Annotated in this window: 13 protein-coding genes and 1 pseudogene; all 14 read left to right on the top strand. The window is 41.2% G+C overall.

Annotated elements, in window-relative coordinates; all coding sequences use genetic code 11:
• Window positions 1–281 precede the first annotated feature (281 nt).
• Window positions 282–766 (top strand): annotated as a pseudogene (locus HYI04_RS16875) (3-hydroxyacyl-CoA dehydrogenase NAD-binding domain-containing protein); the annotation flags it as partial.
• Window positions 743–1,174: a 3-hydroxyacyl-CoA dehydrogenase family protein gene (locus HYI04_RS16870; protein ID WP_372239159.1), complete on the top strand. Its 432-nt coding sequence runs from the start codon at window positions 743–745 to the stop codon at window positions 1,172–1,174. The pseudogene HYI04_RS16875 and the gene HYI04_RS16870, both read left to right, overlap by 24 nt.
• A gap of 611 nt (window positions 1,175–1,785) precedes the next feature.
• Window positions 1,786–2,658 (top strand): MetQ/NlpA family ABC transporter substrate-binding protein, encoded by an 873-nt coding sequence (locus tag HYI04_RS03595; protein ID WP_159152837.1) that lies wholly within the window; start codon window positions 1,786–1,788, stop codon window positions 2,656–2,658.
• Between the two features lie 73 nt (window positions 2,659–2,731).
• Entirely contained in the window at window positions 2,732–3,757 is a 1,026-nt protein-coding gene (locus tag HYI04_RS03590; RefSeq protein ID WP_159152838.1) for a methionine ABC transporter ATP-binding protein, read from the top strand.
• On the top strand, window positions 3,754–4,449 hold the full coding sequence (locus tag HYI04_RS03585) for a methionine ABC transporter permease (protein WP_004696373.1): 696 nt from the start codon (window positions 3,754–3,756) through the stop codon (window positions 4,447–4,449). The genes HYI04_RS03590 and HYI04_RS03585 overlap by 4 nt, the downstream gene beginning before the upstream one ends.
• 86 nt (window positions 4,450–4,535) lie before the next feature.
• Window positions 4,536–5,165, top strand: a complete 630-nt coding sequence (locus HYI04_RS03580) for a hypothetical protein (protein WP_159152839.1) — start codon at window positions 4,536–4,538, stop codon at window positions 5,163–5,165.
• Window positions 5,166–5,349: 184 nt separating this feature from the next.
• Complete coding sequence (gene dnaE, locus HYI04_RS03575; RefSeq protein ID WP_178895847.1) at window positions 5,350–8,919, top strand: DNA polymerase III subunit alpha; 3,570 nt, start codon at window positions 5,350–5,352, stop codon at window positions 8,917–8,919.
• Between the two features lie 33 nt (window positions 8,920–8,952).
• Window positions 8,953–9,801 carry an RNA methyltransferase gene (locus HYI04_RS03570; protein WP_004696367.1) on the top strand — a complete coding sequence of 283 codons (849 nt, stop codon included), beginning with the start codon at window positions 8,953–8,955 and terminating at the stop codon, window positions 9,799–9,801.
• Window positions 9,794–10,603 carry a serine O-acetyltransferase gene (gene cysE / locus HYI04_RS03565; protein ID WP_004696365.1) on the top strand — a complete coding sequence of 270 codons (810 nt, stop codon included), beginning with the start codon at window positions 9,794–9,796 and terminating at the stop codon, window positions 10,601–10,603. Before HYI04_RS03570 ends, cysE begins: the two co-directional genes overlap by 8 nt.
• Before the next feature lie 123 nt (window positions 10,604–10,726).
• The gene (locus HYI04_RS03560) at window positions 10,727–11,629 is read left to right on the top strand and encodes an ABUW_2363 family tetratricopeptide repeat lipoprotein (RefSeq protein ID WP_178895846.1); all 903 of its coding nucleotides are present in this window, start codon (window positions 10,727–10,729) and stop codon (window positions 11,627–11,629) included.
• Between the two features lie 132 nt (window positions 11,630–11,761).
• Window positions 11,762–13,768 carry a triacylglycerol lipase gene (locus tag HYI04_RS03555; RefSeq protein ID WP_178895845.1) on the top strand — a complete coding sequence of 669 codons (2,007 nt, stop codon included), beginning with the start codon at window positions 11,762–11,764 and terminating at the stop codon, window positions 13,766–13,768.
• 252 nt (window positions 13,769–14,020) lie between these two features.
• The gene (gene mutS, locus HYI04_RS03550) at window positions 14,021–16,654 is read left to right on the top strand and encodes a DNA mismatch repair protein MutS (protein WP_178895844.1); all 2,634 of its coding nucleotides are present in this window, start codon (window positions 14,021–14,023) and stop codon (window positions 16,652–16,654) included.
• A gap of 497 nt (window positions 16,655–17,151) precedes the next feature.
• Window positions 17,152–17,475, top strand: a complete 324-nt coding sequence (gene fdxA / locus HYI04_RS03545; protein WP_004696359.1) for a ferredoxin FdxA — start codon at window positions 17,152–17,154, stop codon at window positions 17,473–17,475.
• A gap of 132 nt (window positions 17,476–17,607) precedes the next feature.
• Entirely contained in the window at window positions 17,608–18,327 is a 720-nt protein-coding gene (locus HYI04_RS03540; protein ID WP_178895843.1) for a D-Ala-D-Ala carboxypeptidase family metallohydrolase, read from the top strand.
• Window positions 18,328–18,457: the final 130 nt, after the last annotated feature.

Below are 18,457 nucleotides of genomic sequence, written 5' to 3'. Positions count from 1 at the left end.
ACGTAGCCCTGAACTATGCACCATATCCTCATGGATATTTTTCGGGTACTCAACTGCGAGTGAATCTTCCTGATTCATTTCCACAATCCCTGTCTCAATACGTCAAAAAATTGACTCATTACGTCAAGTTAGCATAAAAAAGCCACGGCAGAATAGCCCTATGAGCAATTTATTTGTTCATCAATTTTGCGCTTCAAACACATAAAATGCTGGCGCGAATAAATGTAGCACATGGATATGAACACTACATTTTTCATCAAGGATAAAACAAGGAATACAAAATGAATTTTAAGAATGTAACTGTTGCTGGCAGTGGTGTACTCGGTTATCAAATTGCGTTTCAAACTGCTTTTCATGGTTTTAAAGTGTCGGTATATGACATTAATGACGAAGTACTTGCTAAAGCCAAAGCTAAGTTCTTTGAATTAAGCGAATGCTATAAACGCGATATTAATGCGACCCAAGAACAACTCGACAATACATTTAACAATCTCAGTTACTATTCAAACCTTGCAGAAGCCGTGCAAGATGCGGATTTAGTCATTGAAGCAGTGCCTGAAGATGCGAATATTAAAACTGAGTTTTATAAACAACTCAGCCTAGTAGCTCCTGAAAAAACCGTATTTGCAACCAATACATCTACAATGCTACCAAGCCATTTCAAGGATCTTACTGGTCGTCCAGAAAAATTTTAGCACTTCATTTTTCTAATAAAATCTGGACTTTTAACATGGCAGAAATTATGGGCCATGCTGGAACTGACAAAAAAGTATTCGATGATGTAGTTGAGTTTGCTAAAGCAATTGGCATGATGGCTTTACCAATTTACAAAGAACAACCAGGTCACCTTCTGAACTCTATGTTGGTTCCATTTTTAATTTCAGCAACCGAGCTTTGGGTGAAAGAAGTTTCAGATCATGAAATGATTGATCGCGCTTGGATGAAATCTTTTGGCTCACCGTTGGGCCCATTCGCGATCTTAGACATCATTGGTATTAACACAGTTTACAACGTCGCAAAATTAAATGCAGAAACCAACCCAAATATGACTCCACTTATGGAGAAATTAGATGCTGAGTTTATTAAACCAGGCCATTTAGGTATGTTTGCTGGTAAGGGCTTCTACAGCTATCCAAACCCGACTTATGCATCTGAAGATTTTCTAAAATCATAATTAATTCATTAGCTGAGTTAAATTGGTACGATACACACTCAATCTAATGTTTTCATTCGGATCGAGTGTGTATCTTATTTTCCAGTTAAAATGCTGCGGAGAATAGTCAAACAAATTTCTTAATGCATAATGATGTAATACCTAATTCAGATAAGAAATATAAAACAAGCATATTGCCATTTACCCCTTTTATCTATTTTTTGTATTTAGTTTGGATAAAATCTTATAAAGCATAAAATTTATGCAAATTATTATTTTTAAACAAATTAATTAAAAATAATATATTGTTTTCATTATAAAATTACACACAACTTACAGAATCCTAATCTTTAAATAAGATAAGTATTGAACTTTTATGCTCTATATCAAATATTAGTTTGTTGGTATGATGTGCAAAATTTAACGATTGAGCAGAGATGTTTCTAGTGATTTGAAAAAATTAATCTTTTTCAAAGTGAACGCCTATATTCGACTGATATCGAATTGCACACTTGCAAAACTCACATTACAGTCATATGCATCAAATCAGGCATACCTGATTTAAAATCAATTAATCTCTCTATTGTTCAGCTAAGTTAAGCCTCATTTAGATGCTTACTCGGGAAGAAAAAATGAAAAAAATTCTAGGAATTGCGCTGGGTTTATCTGTTGCTTTGACCGGTTGTAGCAAACCTGAAGCACCTGCAACAGATGCGGCTAAAACGGATACTGCAGCAGCTGAGCAGACAGTAACCATCGCATCGACTGGTTCTGATGCTGATATTTGGCGCCACATTGCAACTTTGCCAGAAACTAAAGCAGCTGGCTTAAAGTTAGACATTAAGAACTTCACTGACTATGTTGCAATGAACACTGCTGTTGCAAACAATGAAGTCGATGTCAACGCATTCCAATCTTATGCTTACCTTGTAGCATATAACGAAGCAAACACAGCAAAGATTGCACCACTTTCAACGACCTACCTAGAGCCAATGGGCATCTATTCAAGCAAAGTAAAAACACTGGCTGAATTTAAAAATGGTGCAACGATTGCCATTCCAAATGATGGCGCGAACGAATCACGTGCATTGTTATTATTACAATCTGCGGGTCTAGTGAAGTTAAAAAATGACTTCGACTTCGTGAAGGGCACTTCGAAAGACATCGTTGAAAACAACAAAGCTCTCGTCATCAAGCCTATTCAAATGGCAACAGCTGTACGTGTGAAAGACGAAGTTGATGCAATTGTTTTGGGTAATACCCTTGCAATGGAAGGTGGTCTAAACGTATTGAAAGATGCGATTTACTATGAACCAATCGATCAAACCACAAAAATGAATGTGAACGTACTTGCGGTGGCTGAAGCGCGTCAAAATGACCCTGTACTGAAAAAAGTCGGTGAGCTTTACCATGTCGCTGCAGTAGGCAAATATGTTCAAGAACATTTTGGCGGCACAAAAATTGATGTGAACAAGCCAGTAAGCTACCTTACTCAAGCTAAATAGTAATATAATCAAATCAACGAAACAGGCAAAGTCTCTTTGCCTGTTTTTTCATTTTTGTGTAGTTTTTGACGATATGATTCAATTTAAAAACATTTCAAAGCACTATCAGCTGAAAGGCCAAATCATTCCTGCACTGGACCAAATCAATTTGGACATTCCAGAAGGTAGTATTTTTGGCGTTATTGGCTATAGTGGTGCAGGTAAAAGTACCCTCATTCGTTTGATCAATTTACTTGAACGCCCAACTCAAGGCCAAGTGATTATCAATCAGAAAGACTTTACTGCATTAGATGCAAAAGCATTACGTCAAGAACGTGCAAATATTGGCATGATTTTCCAGCATTTTAATTTACTGCAAACCAAAACCGTTGCAGCCAATATTGAAATGCCAATGAAACTTTTAGGTTATAGCAAAGCTGAACGTGAAAAACGTTTGAATGAGCTACTTGAGTTTATTGATCTCAAACACAAAAAAGAAGCTTATCCAGACGAGCTTTCGGGTGGTCAAAAACAACGTGTCGGTATTGCACGTGCGCTTGCCAACCATCCTAAAATATTACTTTGTGACGAAGCGACTTCTGCACTAGACCCACAAACCACCAAGTCAGTTTTAGACTTGCTCAAAAAAATCAATCAAGAGCAAGGCATTACCATCGTCATGGTGACACATGAAATGGATGTGATTCAAAGCATCTGCTCACATGTGGCCGTGATGGAACTCGGCAAAGTAGTTGAAACTGGGAAAACGGTGGACTTATTTAGTCGCCCACAACATGCAACGACACAGAATTTTATTCAAACGATTTTGCATCAACAGCTACCTATTAAGCTTCTGAATAACCTCGAACATAAGCATCATCATAGTATTTATCGCTTACAATTTCTGGGTAACTCTGCCCACGAAACCGTAATTCAAAACTTAATTAAGCAGTTTGATATTAGTCTCAATATCCTGTTTGCCAACATGATTGAAATTGATGGCAATGTGATTGGGCAAATGTTTGTTCAGCTCTTGGGCGATGAAAGCCTGATCGCTGAAGCGGTTGAGTTTTTAAAACAACATGGTGTGGCTGTTGAACAATCAGGAGAGCTGGCATGAGAGATTTAATTGTCCAGTGGTTAACTCAAATCACAGCACCTTTTTGGAAAAGCTCTTTATCAATTGATCAGTTTATTACTGCTTTGCAAGAAACATTTCATATGGTGTTTTTTGCAATGCTATTTGGCTGTATTTGGGGCTTTATTCAGGCCATCATTTTATTGGTCACACGTCCTGATGGTATTTTGCCAAACAAAGCGATTTATCACAGCCTGAACCCGATTGTGAATGCTCTGCGCTCTCTACCCTTTATTATTTTGCTGATTGCGGTTTTACCTTTAACCAAACTCATCGTCGGAACATCGATTGGCACGTGGGCTGCAATTGTTCCGCTCACCATCTATGTCGGACCATACATTGGTCGTTTGGTGGAAACTTCATTACTGGAAGTGAATGAAGGCATTATCGAATCTGCACAAGCCATGGGTGCAACTCCGCTACAAATCATCTTTAAGTTTATTTTACCTGAAGCACGCAGTTCACTGATTTTAAACTTAACCACAGCCACCATCAGCTTAATTGGTGCAACCGCGATGGCCGGTGCAGTGGGTGCAGGCGGTATTGGCGACCTTGCTATTTCTTATGGTTATCAACGTTTTGACACCAGTGTCGTGATACTCACAGTAATTGTGCTGTTGATCATGGTGCAAATTGTACAGTCCGTTGGCGATTGGCTATCTAAACTGCGCTAACAAAATCAAGCTCTCAATATTGGGAGCTTTTTTTCAGGTCTAAGTTTTATATAATCTGGCAAACAAAATTTTTAAAAGCTATAACGATGAAAATAACAACTCTATTGATCAGTCTAAGTCTTTTGCCGATGCTCAGCCATGCAGCTTCAAATCCCTATAACTACGTCACCAGTGTGAAAGTGAATCAGGTTGAACTCAATGCACCTGTGACAGCACATCAAGTCAGTCAATTACTCGCTCCTCCGAATGGAAAAACCAGTAAACAATATGCCGAATGTACAGGCAACTATGAATACAGTATTACAAGTGCTCAACCCAAAACCCTAAAATTTGAGATTTTTAACGAAGATAATCCCAAGACTCAGGCTGAAAAATTCTATAAGGACAAAGCGAGTTTCAAACAACTCGGTCAAATCAAAGGCCGTGTTTGGCTTGACTGGAAAAGCACCCAAGCGATGAGCGAAAATATACGCGTGCAAAATATTCAGATCACACCGAATTATACTTTGCAGCAGTTTAAACAAGACTTTAAATACAGTGCACAAGGCATGGTAGCATCAGGTGAAGCCCAAGTTTTGCTCTTGCAGCCCAATGAAATCAAAACCTTTCTAAAAGAACCGCAAGACTTTGCCCCACCCTACACGGCTTATCTCAACTTTGGTTTTAAAAATGGACGGTTAAGCAGCTTTGCCATTCAGCAAGCAGTGGCCTGCTAAAGGCTTTTATGCCAAGAAACAATGCGACTGACATTGCCTTTTTTAAGTCGTTTAGAACTTACTGACAATAAAATAAACAGTCCAAACACTGTAGCCTATTAAATTTTGCCAATTCATTTGAATCGCACTCAGAATGAAGGCAGAGCATGTTAAACTATTCAGCGGTTTTTGCAGGGACTCAATTATGCACTTTGTACATCTTGGTATTCATACAGAATTTTCAATCACAGAATCAATTGTACGTATACCTGATTTAGTCAAAGCTGCTAAGGCAGAAGGTATGCCAGCCCTTGCCATTACTGACTTATCTAACTTACACGCTGCTGTAAAATTTTATGGTAAATGCTTAGATAATGGCATCAAACCGATTATGGGTTCAGAAGTTCGTTTGAACGATGCTGACCATCGCGTGACATTATTGGCGATGAGCAATGTTGGCTGGCGTAATCTAACCGAACTGGTTTCAGAAGGTTTTATCCGTGGTCAACAGCTTGATATTCCTTGCGTTGCAAAAGACTGGATTTTAGAACAAAACCATGACCTGATTGCGCTACTTGGCATGCGATCTGATGTCGGCAAAATGCTCTGTACATCGAATCCGCAAAAAGCCGAACCTTTACTCGAAGAATGGATTGCAAAATTTGGCAATCGGGTTTATTTGGCTCTATGTCGAACAGAACGCTCAGGTGAAGATGACTTCAACTATGAAGCCTTAAAACTGGCTAAAAAATACAATATTGGTGTAGTTGCGCACAACGATGTGCACTTCATGAAAGAAATCGACTTTGAAGCACACGAAGCTCGGGTCTGTATTGCCGATGGTTATGTATTAGGGGATAACCGCCGACCAAAAAATTACTCTCCAGAGCAATATTTTAAATCTGGCCAACAAATGGCGGAGTTATTTGCAGACATTCCCTCTGCAATTGAAAATACTTATCAGATCGCGAAGCGTTGTAACGTCACTCTGCAATTAGGTAAATACTTCCTGCCTGACTACCCTATTCCTGAAGGCCATACCATTGACACCTACTTTGCACATTTATCCAAAGAAGGTTTAGAAGAGCGTTTAGACTTTTTATATCCACCAGAAACGCGTGATGAATACTGGCCTCAAAAACGTAAAGAATACGATGATCGTTTAGAGTATGAAATCGGGACCATTCTTAAAATGGGTTTCCCAGGCTACTTCTTGATTGTCATGGACTTCATCCAATGGTCCAAAGGTAATGGCGTTCCAGTTGGTCCAGGTCGTGGTTCAGGTGCAGGTTCACTTGTTGCATACAGCTTAAAAATTACGGATCTTGATCCTCTCCCATACGGACTACTGTTCGAACGCTTCTTAAACCCAGAACGTGTTTCAATGCCCGATTTCGACGTCGATTTCTGTATTGCTGGTCGTGATCGTGTGATTGACTATGTGGCGCGTACATACGGACGCGATGCAGTATCACAAATTGCCACCTTCGGCACCATGGCAGCCAAAGGTGCCATTCGTGACGTGGCACGTGTCTTGGGTAAATCTTATGGTTTGGCAGACCGAATCTCAAAAATGATTCCGACCAAGCCTTTAGGTCTAAGCCTTGAAGAGTCCATTGAAGCAGAGCCACAGCTTAAAGATATTGTCACCAACCCATCCAACCCAGACAATGACGATGCGGCTGAAATTTGGGAAATGGCATTAAAACTCGAAGGCATTACCCGTAACACAGGTAAACACGCAGGTGGCGTGGTCATTTCCCCAACTAAAATTACCGACTTTTCTGCCGTCCTATGTGACGCAGATGGTACAGGTCGTGTTGCGCAGTACGATAAAGACGATGTTGAATCTGCAGGTCTAGTAAAGTTCGACTTCTTGGGTCTGCGTAACTTAACGGTCATTGAAGATGCCGTGAAGAATATCAATAAGCGCATTCAGCTAGATGTGCCTTTAGACATTGCGTTCATTCCGCTTGATGACAAAGATGCATACCTTATCTTTGCCAATGCCAACACCACAGCGGTCTTCCAGTTTGAATCCGTGGGCATGAAAAAAATGCTTAAGGAAGCACGTCCAAGTAAATTTGAAGAAATTATCGCCTTCGTATCCCTTTACCGTCCGGGTCCGATGGACCTGATTCCAGACTTTATCCACCGTATGCATGGTGGCGAGTTTGAATATCTTCACCCCCTACTTGAAGGTGTACTTGAGCCGACTTACGGCATTATGGTTTACCAAGAACAGGTGATGCAGGCAGCACAGTATTGTGCGGGCTATAGCTTGGGCGGTGCGGACTTACTACGTCGTGCGATGGGTAAGAAAAAGCCTGAAGAAATGGTCAAACAGCGCCAAATTTTCACGGAAGGTGCAGCCAAAAAAGACATTGATGAAGCCACTGCCAACCATATTTTTGACTATATGGAAAAGTTTGCAGGTTATGGCTTTAACAAATCGCATGCTGCAGCTTATGCCTTAGTGGCCTATCAAACGGCATGGCTCAAAGCGCATTATCCAGCTGAATTCTTAGCAGCGGTAATGTCATCGGAAATGCAAAACACCGATAACGTGGTGTTCTTGATTGATGACTGTCGACACAACGATATAGAGGTATTGCCGCCTTCGGTCAATATGTCTATCTATCAATTCCATGCTTCGGACGATAAAACAATCGTCTATGGGCTCGGTGCGATTAAAGGCGTCGGTGAAGCGGCGATGCAGTCAGTCATTGACTCACGTATTCAAGATGGGCCATATCGTGATTTGTTTGATTTCTGCCACCGTATTGATCTGAAAAAAATTAATAAACGGACTTTAGAAGCGTTGATTCGATCAGGTGCTTTAGACTGCCTCGGCATTGAACGCTCAAGTCTAATGGCGCAGCTACCTGAAGCGGTACAAGCAGCGGATCAAGCTCGCTCAAACCGTGAAACAGGCATCATGGACTTGTTTGGTGAGGTTGAAGAAGTACAACGTAAACCAGCCAAACCTGTTAAGCCATGGTCAGACGAAGTCCGTCTCAAAGGTGAAAAAGACACTCTAGGGTTGTATTTAACCGGCCACCCAATTGATGTCTATCGCACTGAGTTGAAAGCGTTTATTCCGAACAAAATTAATGAACTTACCCCAACCCGTCGTGGTGTCACTACAGTTTTTGCAGGTCTCGTGGTCGATGTAGCCAACTTCCCGAACCGAATGATGGTGACCTTAGATGATGGTACCTCACGGATCGAAGTCTCTGCGAATCATGAACGCTTTATGCGTTTTAAAGACATCATTCAAAATGAAAAAGTCGTGGTAATTGAAGGCGAAATTTACGAGCGTGAAGGTTTTGACCGCCCGATGGGACGCTTAACCAAAGCATTTACGCTGAATGAAATTCGCCAAAAACGTGCCAACTGTATTCAAATTCGTCTCGACCCAGCACATAGCACAAAAACACTGAGCCAAGATTTAAAAAATATTCTTGCACCCTTTTGTAATGTCGATATGTGTAATCACATTCCGCTGCAATTGCTGTTGGACTACCCGTATGCCACGGCTGAATTGCACTTAGGGATCAATTGGAAAGTGGCGCCACTGGATGAACTACTGTCTAAACTCCGTGACTATTTTGGCAAAGAAAATCTTCATGTGGAATATCAAGTCAAATCCAAAGCAGCCAAAGCGGTGAGCTATGAAGAAGCCAAACCTGTAGATGTACCACCGCCCCCTGCGGATATGAGCATGGATGATGCCATGGACTTATATCAAGCTGAAGTCGGTCAGTTCTCTTAATTATTTAAATTTTAAAGATTCATTGGAAAAATCATGAGCCAATTTGACAATGCCGCTGTTTCAGCGCATCTCTCCCATGTGCGTATTGTCATGGTCAATACCACACTCCCTGCGAACATTGGTAGCGCACTGCGTGCCATGAAAACGATGGGACTCTCAAAACTGGTTTTGGTTGCGCCAAAAACCTATCCACATCCCGATATCGATGCTTTGGCTGCGGGTGCAACGGATTTAATTGAGCAGATTGAAATCGTTGAAACCCTTGCCGATGCCATCAAAGACTGCCATTTAGTGTTTGGTACCAGTGCGCGTAGTCGTACCATTCCTTGGCCTTTGCTTGACGCACGTCCTGCGGCTGAAAAATCAATTTCAGCAGTGGTGAATGATCAGCAAGACGTTGCTGTTGTATTTGGTCGTGAAGACCGCGGACTGACCAACGAAGAACTGGCCATGGCCAACTATCATGTCACCATTCCTGTAAATACAGACTATGGTGTACTGAATGTGGCTCAAGCCATTCAAGTGATTTGTTATGAAATGCGTATGGCAACTCTTGCTGCTGTAGAAAGCGCTGAAGATGAAGCTGCAACCATGCCTGTCACAGATACTGAGTCTATGCAATGGGATGAGCCTTTGGTCACCCATGAGCAAATGGAACAGTTCTACCCGCACATTGAAAAAATGTTGGCCGAGATTGAATTTTTAGATCCCAAAAATCCACGATTACTGCCTTTACGCTTGCGTCGTCTTTTTGGACGTATACAATTAGATCGTATGGAATATCATTTACTTCGTGGTATTTTTAGTCGTGTACAAGCTTTAAATAACGGCACATGGAAAAAGTCAAATACGGATCAAACAGAGGATCAATCTAATGCTTAAACAGCTCAAAGAAGATATACAAGCTGTATTCGCGCGCGATCCTGCGGCACGAAACACTTTAGAAGTTCTAACCACATATCCAGGCATTCATGCCTTGATCATGCACCGTATGGCGCATGAGTTATGGAAAAAAGAATGTAAAGGCTCAGCACGTTTATTGTCTTCTTTTAGCCGTTTTGCAACAGGTATTGAAATTCACCCGGGTGCTAAAATTGGTCGTCGTTTTTTTATTGACCATGGCATGGGCGTCGTGATTGGTGAAACCGCTGAAATTGGCGACGATGTGACCCTATATCATGGTGTCACTTTAGGTGGAACTACATGGAATAAAGGCAAACGTCACCCGACCTTAGAAGACGGCGTGGTGGTTGGTGCTGGTGCTAAAATTTTAGGCCCTTTTACTGTCGGTAAAAATGCGAAAGTCGGCTCAAATGCAGTCGTCACCAAAGCAGTTCCAGCCGACACGACCGCAGTTGGTAACCCTGCACGCTTTATTTCTAAAGATAAACCGAAAGATGAAGCAGAAACACGTCGTCGCGATTATGCAGAAAGTATTGGTTTCCAACCTTATGCTGCAACGCAAGACCAGTCTGATCCAATTCTTGAAGGTATGCGTGTTCTACTTGACCGCATTCAGCTGAATGAGAAACGGATGAACACTCTATGCCAACGTTTGTCTTTGCTTGATCCAACTTTTAAAAAGCAACAACAAAATGAACAACCCTTTAGTGCTGAAGAATTGAAAATTTTGGAAGATGTACGCCGCGAATGTGAAGCTCAAAGCCTGCCATCCAACGACTAAACATGAAAAGTGTTAGTTTTTGAAAACCTGCCTATAGCAAACCTTGCATGTTCATCAGAGTTTTTTTAGACTGACGAACATGCCTTTTATACCACTTCTTAAAATAATGAATGGATGAACCTTATGATGCTTAAACCCTTAGCGGTTGCTGTTCTTGCTGTCTCGTTTTTAACAGCGTGTAGCTCAAACCCAACGAAGAACAATAGCGATACCATCGTTTTTACAGAGCCTGAATTAACTGCACCATTTTATGCACTCAATCCATTTAATTATGATGCGCCACCTCCATTTGAAATTAACTTAAAAAAAGCAGCGGCTCAACCAGTAACTAAAATGGAAGTGACTCGCTCTGACGATCCATCTAAAAAACTGGTTTTAGACACCAATAAACTGATTATTCCAACCGTAAACAGCAAAGACCGTCAGTTGAAGTTTGCCGTACTGGCAGGCGACAATGAAGTCGACATTACTGAAATTGATGACTTCTTACAGTTGGTTGAAGGCAAAGCCCGTCACTACCCACCACGTTTTACAGAACGCCAAGAACGTAAAGGTTTTGAGTTAAAACTAAAAGAAGTGACACAACAGCTTGATACGTTAGCATCGAAAGACAATGCTTCATTTGATGTACTGGTCCGTGCATTCAAAGCCAGCGTTATGGCACGTAATTTAGACCTTGGTTCAGTCTATACCACCAAGTCTTTGGCTTATGCACAGCGTATTTTAAAAATTAACAAAGAAGACCCTGAAGCAAACTTCTGGTTCGGTTTTGCTTTGTCTGAAGGTGGTGGTCAACGCGAAGCAATGCCATACCTCGATAAAGCAATGAAAGCTGGTGTTCAAGAAGCCTATTTAGCGACAGCAAATAACTACATCGCGATGGAACAAAAGAAAAATGCGGTGCAAACCTTGAAAAACTACAAGCTGAAATATCCACAAGAAGCCGAAGTTGCGGATCGCTTGATTAATGAAATTGAAAAACAAGGTCGTTGGAATGTTTGGCAAGTTCTAAATACTGCAAAATAATTCCATCACTTCTGATGTACCTAAAAATAGACCGAATTTTCGGTCTATTTTTATTTTAGGCGAATTGATAAATCCGAGAATTATCGTATGATTTAAAAAATTCAAAAGAATAAACGGTAGTCGACGCTTTTTATGCCTAAATACATCCGTAGCACCTTGATGATGACCACTCTCGTTTCGCTTTTGAGTGGTTGCCAAGTGGTCAGTGTGAAAAATCAATCACTGAACGTCACGATTACCAATGAGCGTGAGAGTATTTTAACGCGGGATAAGCTCAGTGAAGCGAGTCTAAACGTGCTGTCTATGACGGGTAGAGAAGCCAAAATCTGTTCAGAGCAACCTGAAGAATGTGTCAGCGAACTCAAACAGATTCCACAAATTCAGGATGAACAGCTCCTCTCTACTGCCAGCGAACTGTATCTCGCTAAAGCACTTTCCTTAGAAAAATCATCTGCCTGTAAAGTGAGTATTTTAGCCAAGACCCAGTCTGAAGAAAAAAAAGCGCTACAAAAACAAAACTACCAAAACTGCTTAGATCAACAACTCGGTATGCTGGATAAAAGCATTCGCTACAGTTATGCCTACATGTTTAACACCAAACGTGGCCCGCAAGACCGTATTTTTGATAACCGACAAGTCCAACTCCGTGACTTTTATAACCAAGCTATCGCTAAGCTTGTAAATAGTTATGGCTTACGCCATGGGCCATCTGAAGTCGGCAATCAAATCAAAGTGGGGCAAAGTATTTACCGTATTAATTATGACAATTACCCACTTTTAAAAAACCGTCAAGTTGAACAACTGATGTCAACTTACAATATGAACTTTTCAGGCCTACGCTCTATCACACGTCGCGATGGTTTTGGTTCAGAATTTCTGATTGTCCTCCCACCTGAGCACAACGATACCTCACCCGAAAAAGCCAAATATATTGTCGATCCACTGCATTATCAGTATACCAATGGTCGTAATCCTAACATTCACAATGCCCGTTATTTGGCGGCAACTATTACCGCACAGCCACGCTCTGCATCCAATATCGATGAGATCTTAAACAACCCTGAGTTTGAAATCTCAGCTTATGATCCCTATAAGTTTGAATCTGCGAAAATTGCAGGTAAAAGTTACCCTCTTGCTGCAAACTTTTCTGCACCTTATGGCTTATGGTTGGCACAAAACAATTTAGGTAAAGCCGCGTATTTATCACTGATTGATCGTGATGCACGCCTCACTATGCCGCACCTATACATGCTTGAGCCGTACAACCCAAATAAAAAAGTGGTGGTGCTCGTTCACGGACTAGCCAGTAGTCCAGAGGCATGGATTCGTTTGACGAATGATGTCATGGGCGATCCCGTGCTACGTGAACACTATCAAGTCTGGCAAGTGTTCTACTCGACCAATATGCCAATTTTGGAAAGTCGTTTCCAAATCTATGCAATCATTCAACAAAGTTTTAATTTGGTCGATAGCAAAGCGCCTGCCAAAAAGGATGCCGTGCTAGTGGGTCATAGTATGGGCGGTATTATTGCGCGGCTTTTGGTAAGCGATGCTGACTTAACCCCTGCGGCAATGAAACTGCTACCCAATCGACGTGCGCAACAATTTAAAAATGACCCTCTGTTTAAATCGCGCCTCGACATTCAACCGATTCCAAACTTTAGTCGGGCCATTTTCTTGGCAGCACCACATCGTGGGACAGAGTTTGCTGACCGCTGGTTTACCCTTGCGGCACGTAAAGTCATTCGTCTACCAGGTGCATTTTTGGGGGCACTGACCGATGTTATACAAAGTAGTGACCCTGACCTACAAGCCTTCATTAAAGATGTCGATAATGGACTCATTCAAAATGGACCAAGTGATCTCAGCAAAAACTCTAATTTTACTCGGTTAACTAAAAACGTCGTTCCATACAAAGGCATGAAATTCCACAGCATCATGGGGAATGCGACCAAAAGTGATGACCTCAATATCATTACAGACGATGTCGTGCCTTATACGAGTGCCCATCTAGATGGTGCATTGTCTGAGAAGATTATTAAAGGGGGACATTCTATTCAAGAAACGCCTGAAGCCGTTCTTGAGTTACGTCGTATCCTGCGGTTGCACCTGACTGAACTTGGTCTGTATAAGCCTTAAATCTTTAAAAGCCTAAACAGATGTTTAGGCTTTTTTATTTTTGCTTTACACCTAACGCCTACAACAATAATCACTTGGCTGTTTAACAACTGTTCGCTTTATAGATGATTTATTGTTTAGTCGTTTTCAATTTTGCTAAGATATTGCCATTCATACAATAGCTGTTCATAGCGCATAAATACACACGGTAAGCGGTGTCGCTCGGTCTATTTTTATATTGTGCATTTTCAAAGATTTAAGGATTTCACCTACATGAGCAATTCGGGAATCATAACTGATTTGTCCACCCTCACCCCTATGATGCAACAGTACATGGGCGTCAAAATGCAACATCCGCACTCTTTGATGTTCTATCGTATGGGTGACTTCTACGAGCTATTCTTTGAAGATGCACACAAGGCCGCTAAACTTCTCGGGATTACCCTGACCCATCGTGGCAAAGCCAATGGTGAACCCATCCCTATGGCAGGTGTTCCTTACCATGCAGCTGAAGGCTACCTTGCTCGCTTGGTGAAAAAAGGAGAAACCGTCGTCATCTGTGAGCAAATTGGTGAAGTTACAGGTAAGGCACCTGTTGAACGTGGCGTTGTCCGGATTATTACCCCAGGTACACTGACTGACGATGCCTTACTGACGGCACATCAAAGTTCAAACCTTGTGGCGCTTTGCGTACAACAAAATGAAATTGGTATTGCGCTGTTAGATTTAAGTGCAGGTTTATTCAAAGTTCAGCAACAAGAGTTTCAGCTTGAGCAACTCGGTATTGAACTGTCTCGCCTCATGCCAAGTGAAATTTTGGTCGATGAAAATATTGTCGACCCCAATATCATTGAACACATTAAAAAACTGCTCGACTGCTCTGTGACACGCCGTCCAAATGTCGACTTTAACCTAAACAATGCACAAAAAACTTTATGTGATCAGTTTGCAGTATCGACTTTAGCCGGTTTCGGTATTGACCATTTGCCACTTGCCAAAGCAGCAGCAGCATCCCTGATTCATTATGCCAAAGAAACGCAAAAAACAGCCTTACCGCATATTCGCTCTATTCAGCTTGAACAAAGCAGTGATTTCATTGCGCTTGACCCTGTGACACGTAGAAACTTAGAGCTAGTTGAGCCTCTGTTTGAACACGGCACGTCATTATTCCAACTCATCAATGACTGTCAAACGGCAATGGGTGGACGTTTACTTAGTCGTACACTGATGCAACCGTTACGTGATACCAAGCTCTTAGACGCACGTTTAGATGCCACCAAGAGTCTTGTGGATGGTTACCATGAATCACCAGTCCGTTTAGTATTAAAAGAGATTGGAGACATCGAACGTGTCCTCAGTCGGGTGGCTTTAGGTAGCGCCCGTCCGCGTGACTTAGTGCAACTGCGCCAAGCCTGTGCGCAAGTCCCTTATTTACGTCATGCCATTCAACCCGTGATTCAAAGTAAACAGTCCGCACTCATTACCCAATTGAATGAGGAATTGGGTGATTTCCATGGCTTACATCAACGTTTAATGTCTGCCATCGTTGAACATCCACCTGTGCTTTTACGAGATGGAAATGTGATAGCGGAAGGTTTTGATCATGAACTCGATGAACTACGTAAAATCCGCGATCATGCAGGACAGTACTTGATCGACCTTGAAATTCAAGAACGTCAAAATACTGGCATTTCGACCTTAAAAATTGGCTATAACCGTGTCAGCGGGTATTACATTGAATTGACCCGTGCGCAAGCCGAGCAAGCACCTGATCACTACATTCGTCGTCAGACCTTAAAAAATGCTGAGCGTTATATCACGCCTGAGCTAAAAACCTTTGAAGACAAAGTGCTTTCGAGTGAATCCCGTGCATTAGCTCGCGAAAAAATGCTGTTCGAAATGCTTTTAGATGAACTCCGCGCCGACATTGGTCATTTACAAATGATGAGCAGCGCTATTGCGCAGATCGACCTCTTAGCGAACTTTGCACATCAGGCTCGCTTACGCAATTGGTCACGTCCTGAGTATAGTCCAGAAATTGGGGTTAAAATTATTGCAGGACGTCATCCAGTGGTTGAGGCGTTGAACAAAGCTACATTTACACCGAATGACACGACACTTGACTTCAACCACCGTATGGCCATTATTACGGGTCCTAACATGGGCGGTAAATCAACCTTTATGCGTCAAACTGCTTTAATTAGCCTATTGGCCTATTGTGGTTCATATGTACCAGCTCAATCGGCAGTATTAGGTCCTATTGATCGAATCTTTACCCGCATTGGTTCTGCAGATGACCTATCTACAGGCAAATCGACCTTTATGGTGGAAATGACTGAGACCTCGCAAATCCTACATCATGCAACCAATCAGTCGCTGGTTCTGATGGATGAAGTTGGTCGTGGCACCAGTACCTATGATGGTTTATCTTTGGCATGGGCTTGCGTACTTGACTTAACCAAACGCATTAAATGCTTATGTTTATTTGCCACACACTACTTTGAACTGACCGAGCTGGCCAAAGAAACTGCTATTGATAACTACCATGTCACTGCAAAAGAACTCAATGGCAACCTCATTTTGTTACATAAAGTCCAACATGGGCCAGCGAGTCAAAGTCACGGCTTACAGGTAGCAAAATTGGCGGGAATTCCTGCCAGTGTGATCAAAGAAGCACAAAATCGTCTGAAAATTTTAGAGAAGCAACAACTGCAAAAACCTAAAGTCGTTCAAAATGATTTGTTTGCCGTGATAGAAACACCTGAACTTGAAATCATTGAACGTGTGGTCGAAATTGAGAAACCTTCTGCCGCACTTGAACTACTTAAGAGTATTGATGTTGATAACTTAAGTCCACGTGAAGCTTTACAGCAGCTTTATGCATTGAAAGATCAGTTACATTCATAATCGCTTTCGATTTTAGCAACTCATTTAGACCGTCAAAATGACGGTCTTTTTTATTGTTAAAAGCAGTTTTCACCAGAATGTTCAGTTTTTATCAAATTTAACAGCAAGGAACTCAATCATACTTAATTTTTATACAGGACAATCAGTTCACCAATGGATTAGTAATACCAACTCATAAATGACTAAGTTCTATGCATTCAGATCAAAAATTACATGGAATGATTTTGATATTGGAATCTCTTTACCATTTGCAGATGTGACATAAGTTGCACCTAAAAAACTATTATTTAAGTTATTGTTTTCTATAATTTCTTAAAGCTCGATTTCTCCCATAAAACCCCCTTTAAAATCAATACACATTCTAATAAAAATCATAAACATAGTCTTATTTCACGCATATAAATAACAAATATCAATAAAAGCAATTGTTAGTTGATGCTGTTTTTGCCTAAAATACACATTAGTTATTAGAACCATATTTTTAGGTAGCCTTCGCCATGACCTTTGTTGTCACTGAAAATTGTATTAAATGTAAATATCAAGACTGCGTAGAAGTCTGTCCAGTAGACTGTTTCTATGAAGGTCCAAACTTTCTAGTGATCAATCCGGATGAATGTATCGATTGCGCACTGTGTGAACCTGAATGTCCAGCAAATGCAATTTTCTCTGAAGATGAACTGCCAGAAGGTCAAGAAGTATTTATTGAACTAAATGCTGAGTTATCACAAACTTGGCCGAACATTACCCAGATTGGTGACCAACCTGCTGACCGTGAAGAATGGAATGGTAAAGCAGATAAGTTACAATACTTAGAAAAGTAAGCCAGAAAAAGATCAGCATAAGCTGATCTTTTTTTATACCTAAAACACACATTTGATTGCAATATTTCCAATTTTTCCTCACAAATTTGGATTAAAATAATAGCCGTATTTTTTAAATATTTGATTTCTATAATGAAGAAATTTTTAAAGGGATTATTTGCGGTTAGCATAATCCCCTTGGTGATGATTGGCTGTACGACTTCATCCCACAAAGGTCAGACCATCACAACGCCTGATGGAAAACGTATTTTTATCCCGCAAGAGAAAATTAGTTTTGACCGCCCTGCTCCACCTAAAATTATTCCTTATACCTACAATGCTTGGATGTCTGTCGGTGACACGCTAGCACGCGTACGTGAGTATGAAGTTTTTCTTGAACGCAATGGTGTGGGAAACATCATCCCAAGCTTTGAACTGCTCAGAACAGCACGTGACTGGCAAAAATGTGGTCGTTCACAATATATGATCCCAAACCGTGAACTTTGGAAAAACCAAATTGCGACCTTAAAAATATTTAAATATTTAGTTGCAGCCAAAGTACTGACCGATTTTGAAGTCACTTCGGTTTATCGTGATCTGCCTTTAAACCAATGTGCTGGCGGTGCAAACTCGTCCCGCCACTTATTCAATTCTGCCATCGATTTTCGAATTGGGTCTGAAAACCCGCAACCCGAAGATTATGCTTATATTGAAAATACAAAATATCGTCTATGCCAATTTTGGACCCAACATGGTCAGAGCTTGAACATGGGCTTAGGTTTATATGCTTCTGGTCAGATTCACATTGATACCCAAGGATATCGTACATGGGGCCCAGACCTCAGTCGCAATTCTTCGATGTGTAGTTACTAGGGGGTGTTGACACTTTTAGCTTAAAAAAATAGCGAAGTAGTAAAATCAAATCGCCAAACCCAATTTTACTATTCGCTATGCCTCGTACCATGCTGACAGATCAACACTGGCAAAAGTTGAAAGTTATTCT

The organism is Acinetobacter sp. SwsAc2 (assembly GCF_013391465.1).
Taxonomy (GTDB): domain Bacteria; phylum Pseudomonadota; class Gammaproteobacteria; order Pseudomonadales; family Moraxellaceae; genus Acinetobacter; species Acinetobacter johnsonii.
This window is presented reverse-complemented; position numbering and strand designations above follow the sequence as displayed.